Here is a 14,619-nt window from a genome sequence, read left to right on the forward strand (position 1 = left end):
CCCTTTCGTAACCCCACCTCCTTCAGAAACTTTGCATGCAATTAACCCCATTTATGTTTTACTCAGAATTAGCAGAAGAAAGAGCCACGGCCCGAATCCCAAAAAGGATTCGGGCCGTAGCTCTTTCAAAGCAGCCGCGAAATTTTTTTTTCGAGGGTGTCCCCTCAAAAGTAACCACTCATGATAATCAATTAGTAAACACCATAAATCAACGGTAAGTTACACAAAAACAATCACATAGCGGCATAATTTCCCACTCTTCAAAAAACAGCCTTGCAGGGAAAACAAAAAGCGAAAGTTGTTCCAGCAAATCCTCAGACGCCGCAGCCCCAGGCCGCAACATCAGAGCATCTCTCCCCAAGGTATACAGTTCGGGTGCCCCACCCTCGCCGCGTATTTGTTTTTGCGGCTAGCGTGGGGTCGCTCTACAGCAAGAGGAGAAATGCTCTAAGAACAGTGGAAGCAAAAAATGGCCCGATCCTCGATATGGATCGGGCCATTTCCTTTTAAAAACCGGCCTGTGCAATTGCACAGTTTCGAAATGAGGATCGTATAAAGATTTCTATAAGGAGTGTGGAGACCCTTGCAATCCACACAATCCAAATGACTTCGGAATCAGCCTTGCACAGGATAACTCGCGAAATGTCCAAAATCGAACCCGTGAATTTTACGCGTGGGCTTCAGCTTCTTCCACGCTGGGATAGCAGGGAATAATGCTATCGACCTTGGTCATTTTGAAAAGCTCATGCACACGGCTGCAGATTCCGACGGCGAGAAATTTGACGCCGCGATTCTGGCAATGCACGAAGTAGTTGACGATAGCGCCCATGCCTGCTGAGTCCATGTAGGGAACCTCGCCGAAGTCCACAATGGCAACCGAAGGAAGCTGGCCGTTGCGGAACTCCGCCTGCAGGGTGAAGAGATTCGGCAGCGTGACCGGTCCGTTCAGCGTGAAGATCGACGTTCCAGAAGCCGTGCCATCCCGGCGGCTGATGGCAAGAGGGTTATCTCTGAGCATGGTGGGATAAGTGTAAGAAACCAACCGACGGCGGAGGTTACAGATGTGTGAATCGTGAAGATCAACTGTAGTAGCTTGCGCTTCCTATGAGGAGAACCTCTCTTGCATCGTTCCAGAGGCTCTCCTTCACCAGAATTTTCGTTTACCGGCTTGTTACCGATTTCCAGTCGTTATACCCGGACCGCCTTTTTAGCCCGGCCCCTGGCAGTTTTCTTTTCGTTGAAGAAGCAGGCCTGTTCGCTGACAAGGCCGTTCGGTTGCACTGCAATTGGCGGCGCGGCAGGCGTTGCGAAAATCAACCCCGCCAACACATCGTCTACGGGATTCGCATTGGAGGCCGCCGGCGTTCCGCCGGTGCCCTGCGCCTCAGTTTCCGCCGCGTTCGCGTCCTTGCCCTGTGCATCGAGATCGGCCTGATCCTGCGGGCTTGGCGGAGGTGCAATCGACGCATACTGCGGTTCAGTCGGCGCGGCCTTGGCAGAAGCTGGAGCCTGGGGCAAGCCGCCTGTGCCTGCCTTCGACTGCATCTCCTTGAGGCCCACGTCGATCTGCTCGCGCATGTGGTTCTGCATCTCCTGCAGATCGCTGATGTTCACTGCGACCATCGAGCTGGGAGCGCACTCAATGCCGCCCTTGTTCGACTTCACTACTACGTTGGCCGTCGTCGCACTCGCATCCGGCGCCGACACCATTTGTACTGCATCGCCGTCGCTGAGGTGGCACTCCTTCTGCGTGCTGGCGTCGGTTACGTCTATGCCGTCGCCCACCACGAAGATGTGCGGATGGCCCGCGCCTACATCCTGAATTATGCGAGCAATGCCGCTCGATCCGGGATCGACATCCTGCCCCGCCTTGACTTGCGCGGCTTCAGCATTTTCAAGTGCGAGCTGGTTCTTTACTTCGTCGGCGATGGCTTGTTTTACGTCGGGAGAGAGAGGCGTGTCACCGCTGAGGGACAACTGAAGCAACCCAGCCACCTGAATTATCCGAAAGATAGCCGTCATTGACTCCCAGAAAAAGCTCTCCAGAAGCAGGAGCCACAAATGTGGTTGTCCTTCCGACTTCAAATGGCGTTCCATCTGGGCCAATCTTTCCAATCAACGACAGGCAGGGCAGCTGTGGAGCAGGTGTTCCGCTGTGATAGGCCCCCGGAGCGCAACTGGGATCTACCATGGGACCTCCAGTCCGTCCGTTCGGTGGAGCGAGTGCGGTTGCGTTGCCGTTGAACTGCAGCATTCCCGTTGCAGAAATGGTGTATGTCTGTCCCTGAACAACCTGGAAGGCTGAATCCGTCCAAGGCTCTGCAGGGGCTACTGGAATTGCACCACCTGCTGCACCTGCCAACGCGGCCTGCGCCGCATACGCCGCCTGCAAATTCGCAGCCAGCATGTAATCCGCCAGCCAGAATGCCGACCCTGCGTACATCCGCCACGGCGAAAAATATCCGCCATAGAAGGCAAACCATGGCGAAGCGCCCCATCCCCATCCGTATGCGATCGGCGTAGCCCAAGGATTGTATGCCCATCCATAAAATCCCGGCGCAAAATAAAATCCCGGCGCATACACGTTCATATATCCGCCGCGATAGTAGTAATGGTTGTAAAAGCGCTCGACAAATCCTCTGCGCCCGCGCTCGGTCACCAGCCTGCTGCCGTCATGCCGCTCTACAGAGACGCGTCGTCCGCCATCGAGTCCGTGATGAATATCCATGCCGCGCTTTGCGTCATGAATGTCGCTCACGCGTCCGTCGCTGCGCGTCCGCACGGTTGCTCCGTTGTGGGCTACATGCTCGTTCGATCCCCGGGGAGCAGGGCTCTTGATCCCCGAATTGCCGCCTGGACGCGCCGGTCCGCCTGTGGTTTTGGCTTCGCCCGGCTTACCAGAACCCGTCGTAGGAGTTTTTGTCGTGGGTCCTGGTCCTGCGGACTTATTCGCCACGGGGCCAGTGCCTCCGCCCGGTTTGGCCGTCGTAGCGCCTGGCCTTGCTGGCGCAGCGCCTGGTTTTGCGGGTGCTGCCGCAGGCTTGGCTGCGGGTTTGGCTGGCGCGGCGGCAGGCTTCTTCGTGGTCTGCGTCGCCAAAGGGCTCACGAAGACCGCGCCCGCCAGAAGCATCAAAACAATCGCCGCAAAAACCCAACGTGGCCTTTGTATCGCCATGCGTGAATTCATCGAACTTTTCTCCATTGTGCCGGTCTTCATTGCGTCGGTCCTCATGGTTCTGGATCAGCGGGAAGCGCTCGGATCCGGTAAGCGGAAGACTCCTCAAAAACTTCTTAGCTCATTCCTTATCGAAAGCCGATCTGAGGGAGTTTCGCGTGAAATTGGGCCCATATACACCTGTCGTACGGATTGCTTCGAAGGACTGCGTTCACAGGACCAGTGAGGGAGAAAACAAATACTGGCCCAGGCGTTCTTACTCGATGTTGCTGACCTTGCCGCTAACGAAGGTCACTTTCATGTCCTTGTAGAAGTAAATCTCCTTGGTGGAGGAGAGCTGAGCTTTGCGCGTTGGCTGTCCGAATCCTGCAACCACCTGGTCCCTGGTCTGTCCCACGGCAATGGTCGGGGGTGGTGCATCCGCGGCCGGCGGAGGTGGTGCAATGGCCGCCATCGGCGTTGGGGCAGGAGCTGGAGCAGGATCGGCAGCAGGCGCCGGCGCTTTGCCCGCCTGATCCGTTTGGCCCTGGGCCGTCGCCCCGTCGCCTTTGTCCTTCTTGGCGTCATCGGCGGGGACAACGGTCAGTACTTCTTCCACCGTTTTCACTTCCGTATCTACCGGAGGAACATTGTTCTTTGCCGGGAAGGGAAACTTGATCACGCCATAGTAGCGCACTTTGTTGTATTCATCACTGAAAGTGGAAACGATAATGCCGCTATTGTCCTTGGCAATCTCGATGTCAGTGATCCAGAACTTTTCTCCGGAAACAAACTTCCTGCTGGAACAGCCGCCTCCTGTAGCAGCATCCTTCAAGCTGCCGCCGTTGCCAAACAATTTTCCTTTGAGATAATTCGTCGCTGAATCCTTGGAGCGGTTGCTCAAGTTCCCGCCAAGCACGCCGTTCTGGTAACTGTTGGAGTAGGCATAAGCTGAATCCGAGCTGCACATCATCATGCCGTCTTTGTGCAGCAGGATGACGTCGCCTGCCGTGACAATGTCGTCATGGGCCGCCGTAATCTTGGTCAATTTGATTTCAGAGCCCAGTTTTTCCTTGATCAGTGTGGCTGGATCTCCCACCTGGGCGGTCTGGCTTTGGCAGATGAGGTTAGCAGTTAAAAACAATGCAATCGCAATGGAACTACGCAGCGGAGTCATATAGATTCTCCCAGGCTCAAGCCACGGATTTATTGTTGAGACACGAAAGTGTCCCAGCAATAAACCTCGTCTAGGACGCAGTCAAGAAACTGCTGACTGCGCGCGGTTAATCTCTTTACTAACTAATTGCGTAAAATTTGGGGTTTACTGCCACAGGGATGAAAAAAAATTCAAAGGCGTCATGTCAGCTGGTTTTCCGCCTCATTACAGGGCAAAATCCGGCGTTCCCTGAGTTTGAATTCAGGGGCGTTGGGCGAGCTTGGCTGCATCAGAACACGTGAAGCGGCGGCATGTCTATACCGCTTTAGCGGTAGCGGCGGGTGTTTTTAAGGACCATGGAGAAGACGCCGGATTCGTCGCGCTGCACCAGGACGGAGACGTGGCGGTTGATGGAGATGTCTGCCTGGATCAGTTGTTCCGCGGAGGTATCGACGTTGGTGGCGTAGGTAAGCGTGACGTAGCGGCCGAGCTGTTCTTCGACCGTGATGCGCGTGGTGGAGTTGCCGAGCGCGCCAAGGTAGCTGGGATCGACTTTTACGGAGCCTGCGCCAAAGAGCTTTTGCACGCGGCTGCTCATGGTGGCGTTGAGCGCGCCGCCCAGCAGGATGTCTGTCGAGGAGTTGGCCGACTGCTGTTGCGCCGTGTAAAGGCCCTGTTCGCTCTGGGTGCGGCCTACGGCAAGAAGCGCGACGACGTCCGACTCAGGCAAAGGGGGATCGCTGCGATAGTTGACGCTGAGCTTATCGAGCGTTCCATGCAGGCCAAGCGTGATGTCGTAGTCCTCTACGCGAGCGGTCGCGTTGAGGTCCAGCACGGGTTGAATCCGGATGGGATTCGAGAAGGTGATTTCGCCGCGCTGCAGAGTGTAGCGCGTTCCGGCGAGCATGGCGGAGCCTTCGGTAATGGAAATTCTGCCAATCAGCGAGGGCGAGGCGAGTGTGCCAAGGAGGCGCAGGTCCGAGTCGCCGGCGAGCTTGGCGTATGCGTTCTGGAAGTTGAGTTGCGGCGAGGTCTGAATTCGCACGTCCAGGCGGATGTGATTCGATGGCGCATCGGGAGGAGCGATTGCGGGCGGCGCGTTTGCCTGCGCGGCGAGCGTGGCGATGTCGAGATCCTGGCTGATGGTGAAGCGGGTGATGAGGACATTGCCGGTGAGCGCGAGGTTGCGTTGCGTGCCCTGCAGGCGGAGCGTGGTGTCTGCAAGTGAGCTGACGCCCTCAGGGTAGCGGATGCGAACGTTTTTGCCGGTGACGCTGAGGTCGGCATAGATGCCGTGCTGGTAGGCAAGATAGCCGCCGAGGGTGAGCTGGCCGCCTCCGGTCATGGCGGTGAGGGATCGGACTTCGAGACGGTTCTGGTTGAATTCGAGTGAGCCTTGGATGTGGCTGAGGCCGTTAGGAATATCTTCCAGCGAAAGCGAGCCATCCTGAAAATTGATGCGGCCGCGGAGCTGCGGATTGGCAAGCGGTCCATGACCCTCGACCTGGAATGTGATGGTGCCATTTGCGGTGATGTCTTTGTCGAGAGTTTCGGCAAGCTTGAGATTGACGGAGCCGTTGGCGGTGAGGTCGAGCTTGCGGTCAGCTTTCAGATCGAGCGTAGCCTCGGCGCGCAGATCGGTCTGATCGCCGACAATATGCGCCTGGTCAAGATGGACGCGGCTATTCTCAAGCGTTGCATGCAGAGGGCCTTCAGTGCGTAACTGGACCTCAGCCACTGCGAATGCGGCCGGATCGAGCCGAAGCTCACCGCGCATTTGACTGGGATAACGGAGAGGACCGGAGACGGTGGCGGTTCCGGCAATGGAGGACTCGGCACTGATGCCTTCCACACGCGCAAGCTTGAGGGCCGCGCCGAGGTTAAAGCGCGAGAATTGCGCCTGCGCCTGCATGGCGAAGTCGCCATGCAGCTCTGTCTGGCCGTGAAGCTGGATATCCGCGGTGTCGGTGCGAGAGGTGAGATCGTATGCGACCGCATGGTTGACGGTGTGTGCCGTGAGCTGCGCGGAGCCGAGCGTCTTGCCTTCGAACATAATGCTGGCGGCTTCGGCATGACCCTCGACGCGGGGATCGTCGCGCGTGCCGGATGCAGTGGCCGCGAAGGTGAGTTTGCCCTGCATGTCGTCGCTGAGCGAATGAAGATATTTGACTTGCGCGAGGTCAAGATTGTTGCCGTGCGCCTCGACATCAAAGCGCTTCGCAGTGAGATCGTAGCTTCCGGAGGCATTGACGGCGCCCACGGGCGATTGAGCGGTTAGCGAGGTAAGGTGCAATACGTTCTTTTCGAACGAACCCTGAGCGCGCGCGTGGGAGATTGGTTCGCCATAAGCAACGGCATCGGAGAGCTGCACCCAGCCTGAGCCGCCGGGCGAACCGAGCGTGCCGTCGGCTTGAATCTGTGCGTCGAGCGTGCCGGTGACGGGAATGTCGAGACCTGTCAGCGGAAGCAGATCGGCAAGAGAGATCCGCGCGGCGTGAACATTGGCATGAACCAGGGAGCCGCTGCTGAACGATGGCCTTTCGTCGACGCCGGACTGGCCTCGAACTGCTGGATATTGAACTGGGATGCCGTGCTGCCGATGGTTCGGGTGTGTGGGGTTGGGGGAATCCGGAGGTGGAGCAGCAGCCGCAGCGATGGTTCCTTCAATAGCGATCTGCGAAGAGCCGCGGCGGAGATGACTGTGGGCGACGAGGATATTTTCGGCGTCATAGCTTCCATCCGCGTCAATCTCATCCCAGGCGATCCAGCGCGGCTGGGCGGACGGATCATTGCCAGTGGCAGGAATCTCGATGCTGACCTGCGTGGCTTTAAGGTTTCCAGCAAGGCGCGGCGAGACGAGCGAGCCAGTCCAGAGTATGTGGAACTCGCCTTGACCGTGAAGTGCCACAGGCAAAGCAGCGGAGCCGGTCTTTCCCTCGTTGTGGAGGCCAAGGTCGCGCAGCACTGCGTCGAAGTCGGAGAGGTTATGCGATCGGCCATCGACGTTCAGCGAGGTGGGGCTGGAAAGCGGAAATGCGCCAATGTGGCCATGTGCCTCGATATGCGAAGAGGGCATGGTGAAGGTCAGCGTGTTGATGTCGACGCCACCGGTGCGCTGTGTAAAAACGGCGTCGATGACGCCGTTCGCGGGCACTTCGCCAGCGGGTGTCTGGATGGGTGCGTGCGCACTCAGCGCAGCGTGGATTGTAAGCGTGTTGACATCGCCGCGTGACCATACAGCTTCCGCAGGGCCATTGAAAATTGTGCCGAGGCCGAGCCGCTGGAAGGGGCCCTTGCCTACGAGATCGAGAACCGTATCGAGCGCGACGGAATTGAAGTTGGCGGCAACTTTGCCATCGACAGGAAGGATCATGTAAGGCTTTTTGACCAGCGTGTCATGCGATGGCGGCGTCTCGGGATCTGGCGCGGCTTGCTTTTTGCCGAAGCGCGAGAAGATGCCGGAATGTTTTGACGGCTCTTTTTCGGCTTCAACAACGGCCACGACAGGCGTGACAGGCAGCCAGTGCAGGAGATCGACATCGCCATCGATCTCTCCGCCCTGGCGGAGCCGGACAGCTACCTGCGAGACATGCAACTCAGAGTTGTCGGCATGTACGCGGGTGTCAAGATCGATGTCTCGCGCGTTGACATTTGCGCCGATGTACGACGCATGCTCGACATGCACGGGGCCGTCGATGCGGAATTTGTCTCCGGCGCCGGAGCTTGTGAGGTCGAGATGCGCGATGCCCTCCGGCGCATCTGGATAGCCGAGTATGGGATCGAGAAGGCGCAGATCGGTCTCGCCGGTGATTTTAGCCTGCCAGTGCGGATGGGCTAAGTCTTCCACGGAGCCAGTGACTTGAAGAGTCCGGTCTTTAGCTCCACGCGCATGGGCCGTCAGGCGCAGAGAGCGGAGATACGCGGCGTTGCGGGTGAGATCGATGGAAGCTTGCAGCAGACCTTCTACCTGCGACGGTGTGCGTTGTTTGCCGCGCGCCAAATTCAGGTCCGCGATTCCCGCGTCGATGTGATAACTCTCCGATGAGGCACCCTTGGCGGGCACGTATTGCATGATCAGCGAGGCATCATCCGCTTCAAAATCCAGCGGCTGGTAGCGGCTCAGAACATCGATGGTATCGGCGCGGATGTCCAGGTGAATCATGCCCTGCTCGACGGCGATATGGTGCGCCTGAAGATCGAAGAAAGTGTCGAGCCCGGAGTGGCTGGAGCGCGGTTGAGGATGCGGATGAGGTTGATTGGACGTCTGATCGGGATAGACGATGAGATGTATCTGCGGACGCGTCACGATGGCTTCACGCAGCAGGATGCGGGGCGAAAAGATGTTGAGGATGCTGATGCCGATGTGCAGGTGATCGATGCGCGCGTATGGAGCTTCGCTGGCCGGCTCATTACCGTGTAGGATAATGTTGTCGGCGTCAGCTTCGAGGTTACCCAGGCCCAAGCGAAGTGCGCCAATCTCGACACGCGCGCCGGTAGCATCGGCGAGCGCTGTTTCGACACGCTGCCGCACTAACTGCTCGAAGCGGCTGGAATGCATATACCAGTTAAGCCCGATTCCGCATGCGCAGAGAAGAAGCGCAAGTATGCTGAGAGCCCAGAGCATGCGACGGCGCTTGCGTGGCTTCCGCTTCGGAGCAGGATGCGGCTCGGGCGGCGGTGTTGGGACGGGCGGGGGAGTTTGATCTGTCATTGGTCATCTCCCTCGACGTCTTTCGATGCGGCTTCAAGCGCGGGATCTAGAATTTCAACATCGCCCTGCTTGCGTAGATCGCGGAGCCACGTGGTGAACATCTGGTTGACCTGCTGTTGCAGAAGGATTTCTTCAATGCGAGGAGCAACGGTTTCAAGAGCTGGAACTTTTTCGTTCTTCGGGTACTGCGGGAGCAGCGTTTCTTTGTAGTATTTTGCAATCTGATCCTGCTGAATCTGGATTCCCTGGCGGAAGCGGTACTCGATGAAGTTGAGAATCTCCGTTCTCAAGCGGAGGTAGTTCACAATATCGGCTTCCGTGAGGTTGTTCTCTTTGAGAAATGCGGCCCATCCGGTATCCGTGGAGCATTTCTTTTGAACGCAAATGGGCAGTTGCTCGCGCATCTCTTTGAGGCGCGCCTGTATATCTTCATCGGAAGGCTCGGCTACCTGCATGTAGCTTTGCTGGATCTGCTGCTGAATCAGGGCGCGGCTGACGATCAGTTGCAGAGCGCGGCGCGCGGTCAAAGGCCCGCGCTGCCCTCTTTCGGGATCGAGGACGGAGAGCCGCAGCTCATTTTCAATGTCGCTCGAGAGAATTGCATGATTGCCAACGACGGCTTCCACGCGATCGAGGATCTGTGGCGAGGAAGGCTGTTGCGCGTGTGTGACGAGGCCAGATGCGGCAAGCGCGATCGCCAGCGCGAGCAAGAGCGCGCTGGGGCTGCGAGTGATCCGGATTGTGGCTGATATGCGCATCAATTAAAAAGTCTGGCCCAGGCTGAAGAAGAAGTTGAAGTGACCCGCTTCGCCGACATGCTGGTTTTCGTAGGGATTGGTCTGCGAATAGTTGACATCGATGGGATAGATGGGCGGATTGAGGTTGTAGCTGAAATCGAAGCGAATGGGGCCAACGGGCGTATGGTAGCGCAGACCCAGGCCGGGCGTGTGAGAGAAGTAATTAAAGCTGCAATAACCCTGTTTACCCGTGGAGGTGTTCGGGCCGGGTGGCAGCGGCATGAGTGGCGGATTTGGCGGAATTGCGGGATTGGGTGGTGTGAGGGTTTTGCAGGTATCCCGGTCAGGCTGGCGAACGCGAATGGCGCTGGCCCACATGTCGCCCGCATTCGTGAAGACGTTCCCCATGTCATGGAAGAGAACGAAGCTGAGAGTGTTGCCGAAGTAGGGAAGCGTGGGCGGCGGCAGGCGTAGTTCAAAGCTGTTAATGAGCGCGCCGGCGCCGCCGATGGGAAAGCCGGTCTGTGGATCGCGTGGTCCCGCGGCGTTTGAGGAAAATCCGCGAAGGGAGGTGGCACCGCCGGCGTAGAGGCGCTCGGGAAGGGGAAGCAGTTCACCGCTTGCATTGCCGAAGGCGCGCTCCTGGCCGTAACGCGTGTTGCGGGCGAAGACGAACTTTCCCTTGTCGAAAGTGTAATAACTGGAGTTTGACAGATCGATGCGGTTGAACTGGGCCTGCGCGCCGAATTGCGCTACGGAGATAAATTCCTGAAAGGTGGTGTAGCTGCCGCGCGTGGCGTCTGTGGGGTTGTCGCGTGTGTCGCGTATCCACGTAAAACCAGGACCGCCGACGCGCACCGCTGAGGACAACTCAGCAACTGCTAATGGGTATACCTGAATGCTGTTTTCGTCAACTTTGACACGGCGGAAGTCGAATTCGTAGATAAATGTGTTGGCGCGCGAGAGCAGTCCGTGACCGCTGCCGGTGAATTTCTGTGTAATGCGGATACCTGCATCCAGCCTGGAGGCAACATACGTGGTGACGGCCTGGCTATTGGCGTAGCCTCCGGAAAAGGTGAGCCCGAAGTTCTTGGCTCCGAGCGGGTGCGGATACTGATAAATGAGATCGACGCGCTGTTCCAGTGTGCCGTAGTTGCCGGAGATGGAGGCTGACTGGTCGCGGCCAAACAGGTTATTGCGCGTGATAGAAGCCAGGCCGCGGAGACTGACGCCTGTGTGGCCGTTCGCGCTGCACTCGACGCCTGCTGCAATCAAACCAGCGCAGTTGTTCTGCGGTGTGCCGGTCTGCGCCTCAAAGCCTGCGCCGTAGGTCAGCGTCCAGCGCCGCGCTTCGACGGTTTGCAGCAGCACAGTTTTTTCTGTCTCGCCGCCGTTGGGGTTCTGTATCGCCGTGTCGACCTCATTGAAGAGAGCGTAGTTGTAGAGGTTTTTCTGTGTCTCCTGCAATGCCTGCTGATTCAGCGGATCGCCGGCTTTGATGGTGATGCCCTTCGTCACGGTGCTGGGGCGCGTGTAGTGCAGGCCGGTGAGCAGCACCTTGCGGACGAAGGTCTGTGAGCCTTCAACGATGTGAAAGACCACGTTTATCTTGTCAGCATCCGCGGTATCGGTGACTTCCTCCACATCGATATGCGCCTCATTGAATCCCTGCAACAGGTACTCATTCAACATTGCGTCGCGGTCACCGGCAAGGCTGCGCGGTGAGAGAAGCTGCCCCTCGACGGTATTCATCTGCGGGATAAGCTTCGGTGAGCTTACGTGGTCATTGCCGGTCAATGTAACCGTGCCGACGTGCTGCTGAGGGCCTTCCGTAATGTGATAGACGACCGTGAGAGGCGCAAGGATCTTGCTTGCAGGCCGGCCTGTCTGTGCTGCAGGGTCGCTTGCGCCTGTGCTTGCCTGCGGGCCGGTTTCCGGCGTGATGGATACTTTGGAGAATCCGTTGTTCTTATATGTATCGCTCAATGCCGCGATATCGGCAGAAACCAGCGACTGGCTGTATGCTCCCTGGCGGTCGAGGGCATTGGCGGCATGCACATTCAGCAGTTGCTTGAGTGTGGCGGCGTCAAAGTAATGGTTGCCATCGACATTTACGCTCTCTACCTTGCGGCGAGCGCCCAACTGTACGTTGTAGTCGATGAGTACCAGATCCTGTGCGGGCGTCTGCTGGCTGTGGTCGACCTTTACGTCAAAATAGCCCTGGCTTTGATAATAGTTTCGAATGCGCCGCCCGCCTTCGTTGAGCAAATCCTCGTCCACCGAGCCTTCTTCATAGATGGGCACAAGGCGTTTGATGTGGGAATCATTGAGCTTGACGCCTTCGACATGCACATTCACGACTGGACCGCGAGTCGCGGTAAAGCGGTAATTGATGCGATGAGCCACGTACTCCTGCGATTCCAGCTTGACGTCCGCCTCGAGCCTGCGCTGCTTTTGATAGTGCTTGAGCACACCTTCAAGCGCGCGGTTCACAGTGTCGTGATCGATGGCGCGGCCGGGAACGAGGCGCGCATACTTGCGGAATTCATCGAGCGACAAGCTGGTATCGCCAGTAACGGTGACTGTGCCGATGCGCGCCTGGGGTCCTGGGGTGACGGTGACGGCAATATCGACGAGCTGCTCGGCGGCGTTGGGCGTGAGGGCGTACTTGATGGAGGATTCGTAGAAGCCGTTGGAGACCAGTATCTGCCGCATCTGCTCGATGGCCTGGTTCATCAGGGCTTCGGAGTAGCGCGTGCCTGCGTTGAGGCGGCTGGTCCGTTCGAGCTGCGTGTTGATGGTAGCGCCTTTGGCGCCTTCGACGGTGAGGTGACCGATAAAGGCGCGCGCGGTGCCGCGGAAGATGAGAGCAACACCGTCGCCCTCGCGCGCTGCGGCGGCTTCAATCGAGTCAAAGAGGCCTGTAGCATAGAGCAGGCGCAGGCTCGCCGATACCTTATCTGCTGCGAGGGGCTCTCCGACGGTCTGCGCCAATTGAAGGTGCAGCGAAGAGAGCCGTTCTTCGCTTACTCCTTCAATGGAAATGCGGCGCACGGGCAGGCCGGCAAATTGCTGCCACGCTGTTGGGCTGACAGGTTGCAATTGAAGTGAGGAGGAACTGGCGGGTTGGGCTTGCGCACCTGTAGGCGCCTGGGCGCCGACGTGCATATTTAGGTGCCCAGACGCAAAAAGGCACACAACCAAAATGCCGAAACCGCTCTTCTTACCTATTGGCACTCGAAGATTCGGCCTCAAAACTTCCCACCTCACCCGTATTACCAGATACATGATCGAAGATTTGCTTTACTTAACCCGGCGGCGCAGATTTAACCACGGCTCACCAGTTGAGCGCCATCAGGCCACTGCCACCTATACTAACGAGGAACGTATGTTCCGCACAGCCTTCCTGGAAATTCGCTCAGAAGGACACGAATGAAGCAAATCTATATTCCTATACAGCAACGAGCAGACGCCCCGGCCCAATCCGTAGAGGGCAGCACAGTTCGCAAGACGACTACGCGCACACCCGAGCAAATAAGTGCGGAAGTCGCCGCCCTGGCGCAAGCGCAGGCCGGAGATCCGCATGCCTTTGCCCAGATTTACGCGCTGCATAAGCGGCGCATCTACTCGCTGTGCCTGCGCATGGTGAACAATGCCGCCGAGGCGGAAGACCTGACACAGGAAGCGTTTCTTCAACTGCATCGCAAGATTGCCACCTTTCGGGGAGACTCGGCCTTTTCCACCTGGTTGCACAGACTGGCCATCAACGTGGTGTTGATGCATCTGCGGCGCAAAGGGCTGCAGGTCATCTCATTGGACGAGGCGATGGAGCCGTCTCCAGACGAGGGTCCGGGCCGCAGCTTCGGTGCGCCGGATTTGTCGCTTGCGGGATCGATTGACCGCATGGCGCTGGAACGCGCGATTGCCGATCTGCCGGCGGGTTATCGTTTAATCTTTGTGCTGCACGATGTCGAGGGTTACGAGCATAACGAGATTGCGGCGATGCTTGACTGCTCGATTGGCAACAGCAAATCCCAATTACACAAAGCGCGGCTCAAGCTGCGCGATGCGATGCGCGCCTACCCTCGCATGGAGGGACGGCGATGACGAGTGAGTTCAATGTGTCCGAGAAAATGACCTGCGAAGAGTTCCAAGACCATTTGCCCGATTTGATCGCCTCCGGCGAAGATGTCTCCCAACATCCGCACATGCTGGAATGTGAGCTTTGCCGCAGCCTGCTTGCCGACCTGGAAGCGATTGCCGAGGCGGCGCGGCAGCTTCTGGCACCGGTGGAAGATCCGCCAGACACGCTTTGGGAGCAGATCCAGTCGAAGATCAAGGCCGAAGGTCCATCTCCGAGCGAGGAAGAACCGGAAGTTAAAGCTGCTGATCCGGTGAAGCAGAAGTAGATCTGCGGGAGCAATCCTCCGCAAGGCTGGTTTCTAAGACCTTTTGGATGCCAGCGGATTTTTTCCCTGTAGATCAGCGGCTCAAACGCAAACGGCCCGAATTCTCAAGGATTCGGGCCATGTTTTTCTCTGCCGATTATGGATATAGCGAAATTACGCGAATTTTATGGAACAAAATTACAGTTGTTTGGTTTCTTAGAATCAATGGTTTATTAGAGCATTTCTCCTCTTGCTGTAGAGCGACCCCAACCTGGCCGCAAAAACAAATACGCTACGATACGCGGCGAGGGTGGGGCGCCCGAACTGGTAATGGCTCAGTTTGAAAAACATCCGCAGGGGCTAAAGCCCAAAGACTTTATCAGCCGGATTTTCGGCACGACTCAAGTCGTGCCCTGTTACAAAACAATTCAAACTGAGCCTGTATCTCCGAACTTTATACCTTCGGGAGAGAT

At 57.5% G+C, this 14,619-nt stretch carries 9 protein-coding genes; 2 read left to right on the forward strand and 7 right to left on the reverse strand.

Going from position 1 to position 14,619, the window contains the following annotated elements; translation table 11 throughout:
• Positions 1 to 667: 667 nt before the first annotated feature.
• The 7 genes from ABSG47_RS17670 to ABSG47_RS17700 all read right to left on the reverse strand — a co-directional run bounded on the left by ABSG47_RS17670 (position 668) and on the right by ABSG47_RS17700 (position 12,812).
• Entirely contained in the window at positions 668 to 1,018 is a 351-nt protein-coding gene (locus ABSG47_RS17670; protein ID WP_424171024.1) for an STAS domain-containing protein, read from the reverse strand.
• Between the two features lie 170 nt (positions 1,019 to 1,188).
• Positions 1,189 to 1,986, reverse strand: coding sequence for a hypothetical protein (locus ABSG47_RS17675; RefSeq protein WP_424171025.1), 798 nt, complete (start codon positions 1,984 to 1,986; stop codon positions 1,189 to 1,191).
• Positions 1,961 to 3,187, reverse strand: coding sequence for a hypothetical protein (locus ABSG47_RS17680; RefSeq protein ID WP_424171026.1), 1,227 nt, complete (start codon positions 3,185 to 3,187; stop codon positions 1,961 to 1,963). Before ABSG47_RS17680 ends, ABSG47_RS17675 begins: the two co-directional genes overlap by 26 nt.
• 244 nt (positions 3,188 to 3,431) lie before the next feature.
• Positions 3,432 to 4,331 carry a hypothetical protein gene (locus ABSG47_RS17685; protein WP_424171027.1) on the reverse strand — a complete coding sequence of 300 codons (900 nt, stop codon included), beginning with the start codon at positions 4,329 to 4,331 and terminating at the stop codon, positions 3,432 to 3,434.
• Between the two features lie 304 nt (positions 4,332 to 4,635).
• The gene (locus tag ABSG47_RS17690) at positions 4,636 to 9,021 is read right to left on the reverse strand and encodes a translocation/assembly module TamB domain-containing protein (protein WP_424171028.1); all 4,386 of its coding nucleotides are present in this window, start codon (positions 9,019 to 9,021) and stop codon (positions 4,636 to 4,638) included.
• Positions 9,018 to 9,779: a hypothetical protein gene (locus tag ABSG47_RS17695; RefSeq protein WP_424171029.1), complete on the reverse strand. Its 762-nt coding sequence runs from the start codon at positions 9,777 to 9,779 to the stop codon at positions 9,018 to 9,020. The genes ABSG47_RS17690 and ABSG47_RS17695 overlap by 4 nt, the downstream gene beginning before the upstream one ends.
• Before the next feature lie 3 nt (positions 9,780 to 9,782).
• Positions 9,783 to 12,812 carry a BamA/OMP85 family outer membrane protein gene (locus ABSG47_RS17700; protein WP_424171030.1) on the reverse strand — a complete coding sequence of 1,010 codons (3,030 nt, stop codon included), beginning with the start codon at positions 12,810 to 12,812 and terminating at the stop codon, positions 9,783 to 9,785.
• A gap of 378 nt (positions 12,813 to 13,190) precedes the next feature.
• On the opposite strand from ABSG47_RS17700, the gene ABSG47_RS17705 reads away from it, so the two are divergent.
• Both ABSG47_RS17705 and ABSG47_RS17710 read left to right on the forward strand, forming a co-directional pair.
• Complete coding sequence (locus ABSG47_RS17705; protein WP_424171031.1) at positions 13,191 to 13,865, forward strand: RNA polymerase sigma factor; 675 nt, start codon at positions 13,191 to 13,193, stop codon at positions 13,863 to 13,865.
• The gene (locus ABSG47_RS17710; protein WP_424171032.1) at positions 13,862 to 14,167 is read left to right on the forward strand and encodes an anti-sigma factor family protein; all 306 of its coding nucleotides are present in this window, start codon (positions 13,862 to 13,864) and stop codon (positions 14,165 to 14,167) included. The genes ABSG47_RS17705 and ABSG47_RS17710 overlap by 4 nt, the downstream gene beginning before the upstream one ends.
• Positions 14,168 to 14,619: the final 452 nt, after the last annotated feature.

This window comes from Occallatibacter sp., assembly GCF_049510455.1.
Taxonomy (GTDB): Bacteria; Acidobacteriota; Terriglobia; order Terriglobales; family Acidobacteriaceae; genus Telmatobacter.

Bases quoted from the DNA above. Each gene is read 5' to 3' on its own strand.
- ABSG47_RS17670 (WP_424171024.1), bottom strand. From the start codon at position 1,018: ATGCTCAGAGATAACCCTCTTGCCATCAGCCGCCGGGATGGCACGGCT.
- ABSG47_RS17680 (WP_424171026.1), bottom strand. From the start codon at position 3,187: ATGAATTCACGCATGGCGATACAAAGGCCACGTTGGGTTTTTGCGGCG.
- ABSG47_RS17710 (WP_424171032.1), top strand. From the start codon at position 13,862: ATGACGAGTGAGTTCAATGTGTCCGAGAAAATGACCTGCGAAGAGTTC.
- ABSG47_RS17685 (WP_424171027.1), bottom strand. From the start codon at position 4,331: ATGACTCCGCTGCGTAGTTCCATTGCGATTGCATTGTTTTTAACTGCT.
- ABSG47_RS17690 (WP_424171028.1), bottom strand. From the start codon at position 9,021: ATGACAGATCAAACTCCCCCGCCCGTCCCAACACCGCCGCCCGAGCCG.
- ABSG47_RS17695 (WP_424171029.1), bottom strand. From the start codon at position 9,779: ATGCGCATATCAGCCACAATCCGGATCACTCGCAGCCCCAGCGCGCTC.
- ABSG47_RS17705 (WP_424171031.1), top strand. From the start codon at position 13,191: ATGAAGCAAATCTATATTCCTATACAGCAACGAGCAGACGCCCCGGCC.